The sequence below is a fragment of the Streptomyces sp. Isolate_45 genome (assembly GCF_024721315.2).
GTDB lineage: Bacteria > Actinomycetota > Actinomycetes > Streptomycetales > Streptomycetaceae > Streptomyces.
The window spans coordinates 1-12,468 of the sequence record NZ_JANFAK020000214.1; the positions used below are offsets into that span (position 1 = coordinate 1).

The 12,468-nt window shown below is 73.1% G+C and carries 15 protein-coding genes; 5 read left to right on the top strand and 10 right to left on the bottom strand.

What is annotated here, in order from left to right; all coding sequences use genetic code 11:
• Positions 1-19 precede the first annotated feature (19 nt).
• The 5 genes from NOD94_RS37000 to sigE all read right to left on the bottom strand — a co-directional run bounded on the left by NOD94_RS37000 (position 20) and on the right by sigE (position 4,568).
• Positions 20-754, bottom strand: a complete 735-nt coding sequence (locus NOD94_RS37000) for a hypothetical protein (protein ID WP_281210622.1) — start codon at positions 752-754, stop codon at positions 20-22.
• Positions 755-892: 138 nt separating this feature from the next.
• Positions 893-1,330, bottom strand: a complete 438-nt coding sequence (locus NOD94_RS37005) for a sec-independent translocase (protein ID WP_281210623.1) — start codon at positions 1,328-1,330, stop codon at positions 893-895.
• A 122-nt stretch (positions 1,331-1,452) separates the two neighbouring features.
• Positions 1,453-3,018, bottom strand: a complete 1,566-nt coding sequence (locus NOD94_RS37010; RefSeq protein WP_281210624.1) for a trypsin-like peptidase domain-containing protein — start codon at positions 3,016-3,018, stop codon at positions 1,453-1,455.
• A 105-nt stretch (positions 3,019-3,123) separates the two neighbouring features.
• Positions 3,124-3,792 (bottom strand): zf-HC2 domain-containing protein, encoded by a 669-nt coding sequence (locus tag NOD94_RS37015; RefSeq protein ID WP_281210625.1) that lies wholly within the window; start codon positions 3,790-3,792, stop codon positions 3,124-3,126.
• On the bottom strand, positions 3,789-4,568 hold the full coding sequence (sigE, locus tag NOD94_RS37020) for an RNA polymerase sigma factor SigE (RefSeq protein WP_281210626.1): 780 nt from the start codon (positions 4,566-4,568) through the stop codon (positions 3,789-3,791). Before sigE ends, NOD94_RS37015 begins: the two co-directional genes overlap by 4 nt.
• Positions 4,569-4,735: 167 nt before the next feature.
• Between sigE and NOD94_RS37025 the strand changes: the two genes are divergently transcribed.
• A complete protein-coding gene (locus tag NOD94_RS37025) occupies positions 4,736-5,398 on the top strand; it encodes a class I SAM-dependent methyltransferase (RefSeq protein ID WP_281210627.1) in 663 nt (220 codons plus the stop codon).
• Between the two features lie 137 nt (positions 5,399-5,535).
• Here the strand turns inward: NOD94_RS37025 and NOD94_RS37030 are convergent, their stop codons facing one another.
• Positions 5,536-5,703 (bottom strand): DUF3117 domain-containing protein, encoded by a 168-nt coding sequence (locus tag NOD94_RS37030; protein WP_003966491.1) that lies wholly within the window; start codon positions 5,701-5,703, stop codon positions 5,536-5,538.
• 333 nt (positions 5,704-6,036) lie between these two features.
• Between NOD94_RS37030 and NOD94_RS37035 the strand changes: the two genes are divergently transcribed.
• Positions 6,037-6,840, top strand: a complete 804-nt coding sequence (locus NOD94_RS37035) for an enoyl-CoA hydratase-related protein (RefSeq protein WP_281210628.1) — start codon at positions 6,037-6,039, stop codon at positions 6,838-6,840.
• A gap of 25 nt (positions 6,841-6,865) precedes the next feature.
• Here NOD94_RS37035 and NOD94_RS37040 read toward each other — a convergent pair whose 3' ends face one another.
• Both NOD94_RS37040 and NOD94_RS37045 read right to left on the bottom strand, forming a co-directional pair.
• Positions 6,866-7,444, bottom strand: coding sequence for a DNA-3-methyladenine glycosylase I (locus NOD94_RS37040; protein ID WP_281210629.1), 579 nt, complete (start codon positions 7,442-7,444; stop codon positions 6,866-6,868).
• The gene (locus NOD94_RS37045; protein ID WP_281210630.1) at positions 7,441-7,791 is read right to left on the bottom strand and encodes a DivIVA domain-containing protein; all 351 of its coding nucleotides are present in this window, start codon (positions 7,789-7,791) and stop codon (positions 7,441-7,443) included. Before NOD94_RS37045 ends, NOD94_RS37040 begins: the two co-directional genes overlap by 4 nt.
• A 76-nt stretch (positions 7,792-7,867) precedes the next feature.
• Here NOD94_RS37045 and folP point away from each other — a divergent pair, with 76 nt between their 5' ends.
• Complete coding sequence (gene folP / locus NOD94_RS37050; RefSeq protein ID WP_281210631.1) at positions 7,868-8,728, top strand: dihydropteroate synthase; 861 nt, start codon at positions 7,868-7,870, stop codon at positions 8,726-8,728.
• A gap of 112 nt (positions 8,729-8,840) precedes the next feature.
• On the opposite strand, the gene NOD94_RS37055 is transcribed toward folP, so the two are convergent.
• The gene (locus NOD94_RS37055; RefSeq protein ID WP_281210632.1) at positions 8,841-9,608 is read right to left on the bottom strand and encodes a TIGR00730 family Rossman fold protein; all 768 of its coding nucleotides are present in this window, start codon (positions 9,606-9,608) and stop codon (positions 8,841-8,843) included.
• Positions 9,609-9,672: 64 nt separating this feature from the next.
• Complete coding sequence (dapE, locus tag NOD94_RS37060; RefSeq protein WP_281210633.1) at positions 9,673-10,752, bottom strand: succinyl-diaminopimelate desuccinylase; 1,080 nt, start codon at positions 10,750-10,752, stop codon at positions 9,673-9,675.
• Between the two features lie 86 nt (positions 10,753-10,838).
• On the opposite strand from dapE, the gene NOD94_RS37065 reads away from it, so the two are divergent.
• On the top strand, positions 10,839-11,786 hold the full coding sequence (locus tag NOD94_RS37065; RefSeq protein ID WP_281210634.1) for a hypothetical protein: 948 nt from the start codon (positions 10,839-10,841) through the stop codon (positions 11,784-11,786).
• Positions 11,787-12,053: 267 nt separating this feature from the next.
• The gene (locus NOD94_RS37070) at positions 12,054-12,374 is read left to right on the top strand and encodes an ATP-binding protein (RefSeq protein ID WP_281210635.1); all 321 of its coding nucleotides are present in this window, start codon (positions 12,054-12,056) and stop codon (positions 12,372-12,374) included.
• Positions 12,375-12,468: the final 94 nt, after the last annotated feature.

Sequence of the window (12,468 nt, forward strand, 5' to 3'; positions counted from 1 at the left end):
GCTCGGCCCTGCCGGGCGGCTATTCGTAGGCGCCCAGGTCCGCGATGACGGAGAAGCCGATCCCGTAGGCGCTCATGCCCCGTCCGTAGGCACCCAGGTGGACGCCGCCGGGGGTGGAGCCGGCGAGCACCCAGCCGAACTCGGACTCGCGGTAGTGGAAGGACGTCGGCTCCCCGTCGACCGGCAGGGACAGCGTGGACCAGTCCTCGCCGCCGAGGTCGTCGGCGAGCTCCCAGGCGGCCTCGGTCTGCTGGTCGAGCCAGTCGCTGCGCAGGGAGTGGTCCATCTGTCCGGGCCAGCTGTACGACAGCAGTCCGGAGCCGGCCAACCAGGCCGCCGAGGACACCGAGGTGGCCTCCAGGGTGCCGGTGCCGTCGCCGCTGCGGCGCAACGGGTTGCTGGCCACGGTGATCACCACCGCGAAGCGTTCCTTCTCGCCGGTGGCGATCTCCCCGCGCGCGGAGGGCTCGTCACCGTGACCGGTGGAACCGTGTTCCACGGTGCCGTCGGCGCCGGTACCGACCTGCATGAGCCAGCGGCGGCCGGTGAAGGCCCCGTCCAGCCCGTACCAGGGGAAATCGGCGCTCAGGTACCCCTCCGCCGTCCGGCGGGCCGCCGGGACGGGCGCAGCGGCGTCCTGGGGCTGTCCGGGCGTCCCTGGGGAGTCCTGGGCGGTGTGCTCGGTCTGCGGGGGTGCGGCGGCAGGGATCTCGGCGGGCTGTACGCCCACCCTGGTACTGCGCGTCGTCTCCATCTGGGCGGCCTCTCGTTCCGTCGGGTCCGGAACGGCCCTCCCCCTCGCTTCGCTGGGGGGACCCCCTCCCTCGGGCGTCTTCGGTCCGGACAGATGGAGGATAGCCATCCGACCCGGGATCGCCGGGCAGGCGGCGGCTCAGGTGGCGTCGGCGTCGAAGGGCGTACGCGGCTCGGGCGCCGGGGCGGCCGGCTTCTTCAGCAGGCCCGGGCCGGTTCCGGCGGCGGGCGTGGCGGCGGCTTCGGCGGCCGGGTTCTCCTTGCCGTTCACCGCGTCCGTGACGTCGGTCAGTTCCTTGCGGAGGTCGAAGCTGGTCCGGAGCTCCTTGATGTCGTCGTTCTCCGTGAGCTGCTTGCGGATGAACGTCTTCGGATTCAGGTCCTCGAACTCGAAGTCCTTGAATTCCGGGCCGAGTTCGGAGCGGATGTCCTGTTTGGCGCTGTCGGAGAACGACCGGATCTTGCGGATCACGTTGGAGACGTCCTGGATCACCTTCGGCAGCTTGTCCGGGCCGAAGACGAGGATGGCGAGAACCACGATCGTGACCAGTTCGAGTGCGCCTATGTCGTTGAACACCTTGCCGCTCCTCGGCTCTCTCCACGTCGGGCCTGGACAACGGTACCCGGCGATGCCCTCGGTCCCCTACGCCGGTGCCGGCCCTTTCCCGGATTCACCCCGTGGTCACTCCGCATTCGGCCTCAGGAAGCGTTCGCGGATCCGAGGACCACGTCCAGCGTGCGCTCCTTTCCGTCACGGAGCACGGTCAGCCGGAGCGGATCGCCCGGGCGGTGGGCTCGGATCTTGATGATCAGCTCGTCGCCGCCCTGCACGCGGACCCCGTCGACCTTGATGATCACGTCGCCCGGCTTGATGCCGGCGCGGGCGCCGGGCCCGTCGGCGACCACCGGCGGCTTGCCGTCCTCGCCCTTGGTCCCGACGCGGGCGCCGTCGCCCTTGAACTGCATGTCCAGGGTGACGCCGATGACGGGGTGGGTGGCGCGGCCGGTGCGGATCAGTTCCTCGGCGACGCGCTTGCCCTGGTTGACCGGAATCGCGAAGCCCAGGCCGATGCTGCCGCTCTGGCGGGACCCGGACCCGTCGTCCTCGCCCTGGTCCGCGCCGCGGATGGCGCTGTTGATGCCGATGACGTGGGCACGGGAGTCCAGGAGCGGGCCACCGGAGTTGCCCGGGTTGATGGGAGCGTCGGTCTGGAGGGCGTCCACGTAGCTGATGTCGCTGCCGTCGCCCTTGTCGCCGCCCGCCGTGATGGGGCGGCCGGTCGCGCTGATGATGCCCGCGGTGACGGTGTTGGAGAGGTCGAAGGGGGCGCCGATGGCCACGACCGGGTCGCCGACCTTGACGTTCTCGGAGTTGCCGAGGGCCAGCGGCCGCAGGCCCCGTACGCCGGTGACCTTCACGACGGCCAGGTCGTAGCCGCCGTCGCGGCCGACCAGGGTGGCGGGCACGCTCTCGCCGGTGCTGAAGGTGACCGTTATGTCCTTGGCGCCGGCGACCACGTGGTTGTTCGTCAGGATGTGGCCCTGCGAGTCGAGGACGAAGCCCGTGCCGGTGCCGCCGCCCGCGCCGCCGGCGACGTGCAGGGTGACCACTCCGGGCAGGGCCGTCGCGGCGATCCCGGCCACGCTGTCCGGTGCCCGGCCCTTGTTCTCCGCGGCCGCCTGCGGGAGTTCCAGGCGGGTGCTGCTGCGCCGCTCGGCGACGATCCCGAGGTAGCCGCCGATGCCGCCGGCCAGGAGCGCGATCACGGCGCCGAAGGCGGCCAACTGCCACAGCCGCGGCGCCCGGGGGGCCCGACCGGTGTCCGTGACCTGGAGCGGGCGGTCGGCCCAAGGGTCGTAGCGGGGGCCACCGCCCGGCGCGGCGTCGGGGAACGCGAAGGGGTCAGCGGGCCCCTCGGCTGCCGCGGCGTCCGCGGCGTCCGGAGTGCCCGCGCCGGGCTCCCGATCCGGGGACGGGCCGTCGGCCGGGGATCCGCCCGCCGGTCCCGCGGGCCGGCTCCACCACCGCGGAGCCGGAACCCGCTGCGGATCGTCGGACCGCTCGCCGTCGGACCGCTCGCCGTCGGACCGCTGACCGTCGGGCTGCCGCCCCTCGGAGGGCGGGACGTCGGAGTGGCTGTCGGGCAGGCCCGCGGAGGGAGCGTCGGCGGGGGGCGCCGGGCTCGGTGGGCCGACGGTGGCGTCCTGGGCTTTCGGGTCCTGACCGGGCGGCTGCTGACGGTCGGGCTGCTGGCTGTCGGACATGGATGCTCCCCCGCGGGCCTGTCGCACCGCACGGCGGCGCATCTGCCGCAGATTCAACCAGGTACCCGGGCCCACCGGGGGCCCGGGTCCGTCGGCCCCACCGGCTCAGCGGGAGAGCGAAACCGGCTGCGCGGTGGCCGGGGTGGCGGTGGCGGTCACGGGCAGTTGACCGGACGGACCCAGGCTGGGCACGCCGCCGGGACTGGGCAGCCGGTCCCGGACGACCGCCGTCAGCGGCACCGCGGGGCCGGGCCGGGCGGCCGGCGCCTCACCACGGGCGTTCGGCTCGACCGCCTCCAGCGGCAGTGAGCCACCGAGCGCGATCGCGGCCAGCGACACCGCTCCCGCCGCGACGAAGGCGAGTCGGTGTCTGGGGCGGCCCACTTCATGGATGCGGAAGCCTTCGCGGGGGGCGGCCGGAGCCGCGTACGCGAAGCCCCCGAAGGGCTCGCCGCCCGGCGGCGGCGCGAGACCCGGTCCGCGGGAGACTCCGGACGGGCCCGAGGTGCCCGGTGGGCCGGACAGGCCGTCGATCCCACCTCCCGGCAAGCCTTGGAGCCGGGCGAGCAGCCCGGCGGAAACAGGTGGGGGCGCGCTCTCCACGAACATGGTCTTCAGACGGCGCTGGGCATCGGCCTCGGCCTTGCACTTGGCGCAGGTCGCCAGGTGGGCCAGGACCCGCTCCCGGGCGTCGTGGTTCAGCTCCCCGTCCACGAGGGCGGCGAGCCGGTCACCCAGGTGCTGTTCGGCGGGGGACGGACTGGCTCCGCTCACTCGGCTCCGCCCTCTCCCCCGGCGCCCGGGGCACCCACCGCCACCCCGGCCAGCGCGCGCTGTTCGGCGCGTGCCTGCGGGGACCGGTGCTTGAGCGCCTTGCGCAGGTGCGAGCGACCCCGGTGGATGCGGCTGCGGACGGTGCCGAGCTTCACCCCCAGGGTGGCGGCGATCTCCTCGTAGGACAGTCCCTCGATGTCGCACAGCACCACGGCGGCACGGAACTCCGGCGCGAGGGTGTCCAGCGCCTGCTGCACGTCCGCGTCGAAGTGGGTGTCGTGGAGGACCTGCTGGGGGGACGGCTCGCGGCTCGGCAGCCGCTCCGCGGCGTCGTCGGCGAGGGCGTCGAAGCGGATCCGCTGCTTGCGGCGCACCATGTCCAGGAAGAGGTTGGTGGTGATGCGGTGCAGCCAGCCCTCGAAGGTGCCCGGCGTGTACGTGGACAGCGACCGGAAGACGCGGACGAAGACTTCCTGGGTGAGGTCCTCGGCGTCGTGCTGGTTGCCCGTCAGACGGTAGGCGAGGCGGTACACCCGCGCGCTGTGCGTGCTGACGATCTCCTCCCACGTGGGAGGGGTCCACGCCTGGGAGCCCGCATCGGCGGCAAAGGTCGCGGTGGTTGCGGTGTCGGCGGTGTGGAAGCGGTCAGCAATGTCGGTCACGGATTTCGGCTCACCCGCCGACCAGAAGAAGCGTCTGAGGACGCCTCCACGATCCACAGGCGCAGCCGCACCTCCCCTGTCGGCTCTGGTGGTGTCCAGTGGAGCCCCTACCATAACCACCCCTCCCGTCAGCTCCGGATAAGCGTTTTTACGTTAACTTTGCACGGGCCTCGGGTCCTCGGCCGCCGATCTGCCCGCTGCCGTCCCCTCCGTCCCGCGTCTACCCCTCCCAACGCCCGGTCCCATCTGCGGGTTCCCGACGCCAGCGGATACAGTCACCGTTGCGCCAACTATGGGGACAGGAGAGGGTCATTAGCGGCAACCGGCAGACGAGCTGGGCGTTCGCCGACGCGTTTGTCGCCGAGGACGACGCTCTGCGATGGGCCCGCTACCGGTCCAGGGAAGCGGGCTTGCGTTCCGTCTCCCCCGGCACCGGGGCCGCGCTGCGCCTGCTCGCCGCCACCGCGGACGCCAAGGCGGTCGCCGAGATCGGCACCGGCACCGGGGTCTCCGGCATCCACCTGCTCCACGGAATGCGCCCGGACGGCGTCCTGACCACCGTCGATCCCGAACCCGACCGGCAGGCCTTCGCCCGCCAGGCGTTCCGCGCCGCCGGCTTCGCGGGCAACCGCGCGCGCTTCATCCCCGGCCGCGCGCTGGACGTACTGCCCCGGCTCGCGGACGGCGGGTACGACCTCGTCTTCTGCGACGGCGATCCCGCCGAGTCCCTCGAATACCTCGCCGAATCGTTGCGCCTGCTGCGTCCCGGGGGGCTGGTGTGCTTCGAGGGGGTCTTCTCCGACGGCCTCACCGTCGATTCCACGGCCGTCCACATCGAGGTGACCCGGGTGCGCGAGCTGCTGCGCAGCGTCCGCGAGAGCCCGGCCCTGGAGGCGGCGTTGCTCCCGGTGGGTGACGGACTGCTGTGCGCGGTCCGTCGCTGAGACCCGTACGGAGCCGGCGGAGGCCGACCCGCCCCGCATCCGCACCGCCGCGGCGCCGCCCGGGGGCGGACGCGACACCGCCCCGGACGCAATAGCGGCCGGGGCGGTGCACAGATGGTTCAGATGGTGCCGACGCTTCAGCCGACGACCTTCTTCAGGGCGTCACCCAGGGCGTCCGCTTCGTCCGGAGTCAGCTCGACGACGAGTCGACCGCCGCCCTCAAGCGGTACGCGCATGACGATGCCCCGCCCCTCCTTGGTGACCTCGAGCGGGCCGTCGCCCGTCCGCGGCTTCATGGCCGCCATGCTCGTTCCCCTTCCTGAAACCAGCTCATCGTCAGCCGACGGCCCCGTTCAGGCGCCTAGTACCCGGCATCGAACACATTGCTTCCCGGCCATTATCCCGCATGTCAGGACCCGATGACCAACATCGGTTGGGAACGCTTGCGCAACGCGCTCTGCCAAAACCACTCATTTCGGGGACCCGCCTGCGATACTTCGCCGCTGCTCCCCGGGGACGGCGTCCGCTTTGTTTGACGCACATCACATGTCCGGTGGTCCCGGCGTCCGCCATGCTGACCCTTGCACCGGCCGGTACCGGCCGGTAGCCAAGCCCGCGACGAAGGGGGACCCCCTGCCATGGCCGACAGCGTGCTCTACGAAGTGACCGACGGACTCGCGACCATCACGATCAACCGTCCGGACGCGATGAACGCCATGAACACGGAGGCCAAGGTCGCCCTGCGCGACGCGGTCGTGGCGGCGGGAGCGGACACCGGGGTGCGGGCCGTCCTGCTCACCGCGGCGGGCACCCGGGCCTTCTGCGTGGGTCAGGACCTCAAGGAGCACATCGGGAACCTGGCGGCCGACCGCGAGAACGGCTCGTCCCTGACGATGGACACCGTCGCCGACCACTACAACCCGATCGTCCGGGCCCTGACGGAGATGCCCAAGCCCGTGGTGGTGGGCGTCAACGGCGTCGCGGCCGGGGCCGGCTTCGGTTTCGCCCTGGCGGCGGACTACCGGGTGGTCTCCGAGGAGGCGTCCTTCAACACCTCCTTCGCGGGGGTGGCGCTGACCGCCGACTCCGGCGTGTCCTGGACCCTGCCCCGCCTGATCGGCGCGTCCCGCGCCGCCGATCTGCTGCTGTTCCCCCGCTCGGTCAAGGCGCGCGAGGCGTACGAGCTGGGCATCGCGAACCGCCTGGTGCCCGCGGCGGATCTGCGCGCGGAGGCCGAGTCCGTGGCCCGCACCCTCGCGCAGGGCCCCACGGTGGCCTACGCCGCGCTGAAGGAGTCCCTGGCGTACGGGGCCTCCCGCAGCCTCCCCGAGGCCCTGGAGCGCGAGGAGGCCCTGCAGGCCCGCGCGGGGGCCTCCGAGGACCACTCCATCGCGGTCCAGGCCTTCCTCGCCAAGCAGCCGCCGAAGTACCTGGGCCGCTGACGTACCGCTCCTCCTCCCGCGGGGCTCAGGCCCCGCGGGAGACGCAGCCCGCCAGGTGGTCGTCGACCAGTCCGCAGGCCTGCATCAGGGCGTAGGCCGTCGTGGGACCGACGAACCGGATCCCGGCCTTCTTCAGGGCCTTGGCCAGGGCCGTGGATTCGGGGGTGACCGCCGGGACGTCCGCCACGGTCCTCGGGGCCCGGCCCGGTTCCTCCGGGGCGTGGGACCAGATCAGCCCGTCCAGCTCCCCCGGCTTCCAACCGGCGAGCTCCTTGGCGTTGGCGAGGGTGGCCTCGATCTTGGCCCGGTTGCGGATGATCCCCTCGTCCGCCAGCAGCCGCTGCGCGTCCGACGCGTCGAATCGGGCGACGGCCGCGATCTCGAAGCCCGCGAACGCCGTGCGGAAGCCCTCGCGGCGGCGCAGGATCGTCAGCCACGACAGACCCGACTGGAACGCCTCCAGGCACAGCCGCTCGTACAGGGCGTCATCGCCGTGGACCGCCCTGCCCCACTCGGTGTCGTGGTAGGTGACGTAGTCCTCGGTGGCCAGCCCCCACGGGCAGCGCAGGACGCCGTCCGGCCCGGCCGCGAGGCCACCGCTCACCGCGCGTCCTTGGTCAGGTCGATCGAGGCGGCGGCGGGCGCCGCGTCCCGGGGCCGCGCCGCGACGGCCGACAGCTCCGCGATCCGCGCGTCCCGTTCGGCCAGCTCGGCCCCGAGCCGGTCCAGGACGTCGTCCACCTCGGCCATCCGGTAGCCCCGGGGGGCGACCGGCAGCCGCAGGGCGTCGATGTCCGCCCGTACGACCGGGCGGCTCTCCGGCAGCCCGTCGGCCACCCGGTCCGGCTCGGCCTCGGGCAGTACGGCCTCCGAACCGCCGCCGACCACCGCGAGGGTGACCGCGGCCACGACCACGACCAGCGCGATCAGCAAGAACCAGAACACGATCAACTCCCCTGAGAGGCTCCGGCCACCAGGTTAAGGTCACAGACGAGGCGCAAGGGTCGCCGAAGGAGGAAAGAGCAGGATGCTGCGACTGGGCAGACGAGAGTTCGCCGACCACGAGCCGGTGATCATGGCCATCGTGAACCGGACTCCCGACTCCTTCTACGACCAGGGCGCGACGTTCCACGACGAGCCCGCGCTGGACCGGGTCGAGCGGGCCGTCGCCGAGGGCGCGGCCATCATCGACATCGGGGGTGTGAAGGCGGGCCCCGGGGAGCACGTCGACGCCGCCGAGGAGGCCCGGCGCACCGTCGGTTTCGTGGCCGAGGTGCGGCGCCGCCACCCCGACGTGGTGATCAGCGTGGACACCTGGCGGCACGAGGTCGGCGAGGCCGTGTGCGAGGTCGGGGCGGACCTGCTGAACGACGCGTGGGGCGGGGTGGACCCCAAGCTCGCGGAGGTCGCGGCTCGCTACGACGCGGGCCTGGTCTGCACCCACGCGGGCGGGGTGGAGCCGCGGACGCGGCCGCACCGGACGTCGTACGAGGACGTGATGGAGGACATCCTGGCCGTCACGGTCGGGCTCGCGGAGCGCGCGGCGGCGCTGGGCGTCCGACGCGACGCGATCATGATCGATCCGGGGCACGACTTCGGGAAGAACACCCGGCACTCGCTGGAGGCCACCCGCCGGCTCGGGGAGATGACCGCCACGGGCTGGCCGGTGCTGGTGTCGCTCTCGAACAAGGACTTCGTCGGCGAGACCCTCGACAAGCCGGTCAAGGAACGCCTGCTGGGCACCCTGGCGACCACGGCCGTCTCGGCGTGGCTGGGCGCCCGGGTCTACCGGGTCCACGAGGTCGCGGAGACGCGGCAGATCCTCGACATGGTGGCGTCGATCCAGGGCCACCGCCCACCGGCGGTCGCCCGCCGCGGCCTGGCCTGAGCGGCCTCGTCGGAGGCCACGGCAAGAGCCGGCCCCGCGGTGTCCCCGGCCGTCCTCCCCCGACGGTCGGCCGCCGGGGGTGGAACGGTGGGCGCGCGCGGAGCGGCGGGTGCTACTTGCCGACTTCCTTCGTCACCAGGGCGATCGCCTCGTCCACGTCGTCCGTCACGTGGAAGAGGTGGAGGTCCTTCTCCGAGGCCTTGCCCTGGGCGATCACCGTGTTGCGCAGCCAGTCGATCAGGCCGCTCCAGTACTCCGTGCCGAACAGCACGATCGGGAAGCGGGTGATCTTCTGGGTCTGGACCAGGGTCAGCGCCTCGAACATCTCGTCGAGGGTGCCGAGGCCGCCGGGCAGGACCACGAAGCCCTGGCTGTACTTCACGAACATCGTCTTGCGGACGAAGAAGTACCGGAAGTTCAGTCCGAGGTCGACGTGCTCGTTGAGCCCCTGCTCGAAGGGCAGCTCGATGCCGAGCCCGACGGAGATGCCGCCGCCGTCCCGCGCGCCCTTGTTGGCCGCCTCCATCGCGCCCGGACCGCCGCCGGTGATGACGGCGAAGCCCGCGTCGACGAGGGCCCGTCCGATCCGTACCCCGGAGTCGTACTCCGGCGAGTCGATCGGGGTGCGGGCCGAGCCGAACACGCTGATCGCGGGCGGTAGCTCGGCGAGCGTGCCGAAGCCCTCGATGAACTCCGACTGGATGCGCAGGACCCGCCAGGGATCGGTGTGCACCCACTCGGAGGGCCCGGCCGAATCCAACAGCCGCTGGTCCGTCGTACTGCCCGCCTGCACCTGGCTCCGCCTGCGCAGCACGGGCCCGAGCTGCTGCTCCTCGGGCCGACGACGGGCGTCCCCTTCGGAATTGCGGTGGTTGCCCATGATGTGCTCCCTCCTGCTGATCGTTGGATCAGGTTAGGCGCACAAAGGTGACGAGAAGGGGAATTTACGAGGTCAGCCAGGCGCGGAGTCGTTCCTCGCAATGGAGGATCGCCTTCGTCTCCACGCGTTCGTCGACCTTGTGGGCCAGTAGGGCGTCCCCCGGGCCGTAGTTGACCGCCGGCACCCCGAGGGCGCTGAAGCGGGCCACGTCCGTCCAGCCGAACTTCGGCATGGCGCGGCCGCCCACCGCCTCCATGAAGGCCGCGGCGGCCGGGTGGGACAGGCCGGGCAGGGCGCCGCCCGAGTGGTCGTCGACCACGAACTCGGCGATGTCGCAGTCGGCGAACACCTCCTTGACGTGGGCCAGGGCGTCCTCGGCGGTGCGGTCGGGGGCGTAGCGGAAGTTCACGGTGACCGTGCACGCGTCGGGGATGACGTTGTTGGCGACGCCTCCCTCGACACGCACCGCGTTGAGGCCCTCGTGGTACTCCAGGCCGTCGATGACCGGCTTGCGGGCCTCGTACGCCGCCAGCTTCGCCAGGATCGGGGCGGCGGAGTGGATGGCGTTGGAGCCCATCCAGCTGCGCGCGGAGTGCGCGCGCTCGCCGGCCGTGCGGAGCAGGACGCGCAGGGTGCCCTGGCAGCCGCCCTCGACCTCGGCGTCGGACGGCTCCAGCAGGACGGCGAAGTCCCCGGTGAGCCAGTCGGGATGGGCCTCGGCGACCTTGCCGAGGCCGTTGAGGTCGGCGGCGACCTCCTCCTGGTCGTAGAAGACGAAGGTGAGGTCGCGGTTCGGCTCGGGCACGGTCGCGGCGATGCGCAGCTGCACGGCGACCCCGGACTTCATGTCCGTCGTGCCGCAGCCCCACAGGACGTCGTCCTCGTCGAGGCGGGAGGGGACGTTGTCGGCGATCGGCACGGTGTCGAGGTGGCCGGCGAGTACGACGCGTTCGGCGCGGCCGAGGTGCGTACGGGCCACGACGTTGTTGCCGTGGCGGTCGACGGTGAGGTGCGGGATGCCGCGCAGCGCGTTCTCCACGAGGTCGGCGAGTACCTTCTCGTCGCCGCTCACGGAGGGAATGTCGACGAGCCGGGCGGTCAGCTCGGCGGCGTCCAGGGTGAGGTCCAGCTCGGATTCGGACATGGACCCGACCCTAACGCCCCGGGATGCCCCGGAACCGGGTCCGTCCGGCCGGTGGACGCGTCATATGCCTCAAGTACGGTAGCCGCGTGTCCGAGACCGATCGCTCCCGTCCCCGGCGCCGCCGCCCGCTCCGCGGGGCCGCGGCACTGTTCGTGTTGCTCGGCCTGGCCGGGTACCTCGTCGTCCAGTACGAGTCCAACGGCGGGGCGGGCGCCCCGTACTGCAAGGTGCGCGACGCCCGTGACGCGGCGGGCGGGGGGACCGCGCGCGCCTACGAGCTGAGCCCCGAGCAGGCCCGGTACGCGGCGACGATAGCCGCCGTCGGGACGACGAGGGGGAGGTCCGAGCGGGCCGTGACGATCGCGCTGGCCACCGCCATGCAGGAGTCCGCGCTGCGCAACCTCGACCACGGCGACCGGGACTCGCTGGGACTCTTCCAGCAGCGTCCTTCCCAGGGCTGGGGCACCCCGGAGCAGATCATGGACCCGGTGTACTCGGCCGGGATCTTCTACGACCGACTGGAGGACGTCCCCGGGTACGCGGGGATGCCCCTGACGGTGGCCGCGCAGAAGGTGCAGCGCAGCGGTTTCCCGGATGCCTACGCGAAGCACGAGCCGGACGCGGCGCTCCTGACCATGGCCTTCACCGGGCAGGCCCGCGACATGCTGGCGTGCGCCGGCCCGAAGGCGCAGCCGGAGGGCGATCCGGCGCGCGTGCGGGACGCCCTCGGCCGCGACTTCGGCGCGGGAGTGCTGCCGAAGGCCGGCGCCCCGCACGGCAGTTCCGCGCCCCGGGACACGAGCGAGGTCGCCCTGCCGGTGCGGGACCAGCGGCGCGGCTGGGAGCTGGCGAACTGGGCCGTCGCGCACGCCGCCGAGCTCGGCATCCAGCGGGTCTCCCACGACGGCATGGCCTGGATCGCGGGCGAGAACCGGGGCGAGTGGGTGTCGAGCGTTCCCGGGGCGTCCGGTTCCGGTGATCCGCGCGCGGCGGGCCCGCAGGACGTACGGATCTTCCCGACCCGCTCCCGGTGACCGCGGCCGCGGCCACGGCCGCGCGGACAGGCGTACGAGCCGTCCCCCGCGGGGGGTGGGGCGCGCGGCGCCCGCACCCCGGCGGCGCCGGACGGCGGACGCGCTGGTCGGCGGGCGTGGCGGGAGGGCGTGCGGCCATCTCATGCGCTTGTCGCCGAAGCCGATAAGCCGACGCATTACCGATCCTTTACCCGGGGCATCCGCAACTCGATCCACCCCGGGAGCGGTTGTACACGGCGTACTCAGCCGCTACCGCTTAGGAGCATCATGTCCCTCCCCCTGACCCGTCGGATCGCCCGTACCGCGCTGCTCCTCGCCGCCGGTACCGCGCCGGTGGTCGGTGCGGCCGGCGTCGCCGCCGCCGCGGGCCTTGAGTCCGTGCCGCAGCTGGGCGCGCTCACCGCGCCGGACTCCGCGGGCGCCACCGCCGCGGCCACCGACGCCACGGGCGCCGTCACCGGGGCCGTCCCCACCACCGGTCCGGCCGGCGAGCTGGCCGGTACCGCGACCAAGACGCTCGGCGGACTGCCCGTGGGCGCCCTGCCGGTGAGCACCCTGCCCGTGGGCGGCCTGCCGCTGGGCGGCTGACGCCGCCGCAGGCCCCCGAACGGGGGGGGGGGGGGGGGGGGGGGGGGGGGGGGGGGGGGGGGGGGGGGGGGGGGGGGGGGGGGGGGGGGGGGGG

What these genes read in the sequence shown, in the direction of transcription:
- dapE (WP_281210633.1), bottom strand. Translation starts at nt 10,752, where the DNA reads ATGTCCGAATCCGAGCTGGACCTCACCCTGGACGCCGCCGAGCTGACC.
- folP (WP_281210631.1), top strand. Translation starts at nt 7,868, where the DNA reads ATGCTGCGACTGGGCAGACGAGAGTTCGCCGACCACGAGCCGGTGATC.
- NOD94_RS37010 (WP_281210624.1), bottom strand. Translation starts at nt 3,018, where the DNA reads ATGTCCGACAGCCAGCAGCCCGACCGTCAGCAGCCGCCCGGTCAGGAC.
- sigE (WP_281210626.1), bottom strand. Translation starts at nt 4,568, where the DNA reads ATGGTAGGGGCTCCACTGGACACCACCAGAGCCGACAGGGGAGGTGCG.
- NOD94_RS37035 (WP_281210628.1), top strand. Translation starts at nt 6,037, where the DNA reads ATGGCCGACAGCGTGCTCTACGAAGTGACCGACGGACTCGCGACCATC.
- NOD94_RS37055 (WP_281210632.1), bottom strand. Translation starts at nt 9,608, where the DNA reads ATGGGCAACCACCGCAATTCCGAAGGGGACGCCCGTCGTCGGCCCGAG.
- NOD94_RS37000 (WP_281210622.1), bottom strand. Translation starts at nt 754, where the DNA reads ATGGAGACGACGCGCAGTACCAGGGTGGGCGTACAGCCCGCCGAGATC.
- NOD94_RS37070 (WP_281210635.1), top strand. Translation starts at nt 12,054, where the DNA reads ATGTCCCTCCCCCTGACCCGTCGGATCGCCCGTACCGCGCTGCTCCTC.
- NOD94_RS37030 (WP_003966491.1), bottom strand. Translation starts at nt 5,703, where the DNA reads ATGGCGGCCATGAAGCCGCGGACGGGCGACGGCCCGCTCGAGGTCACC.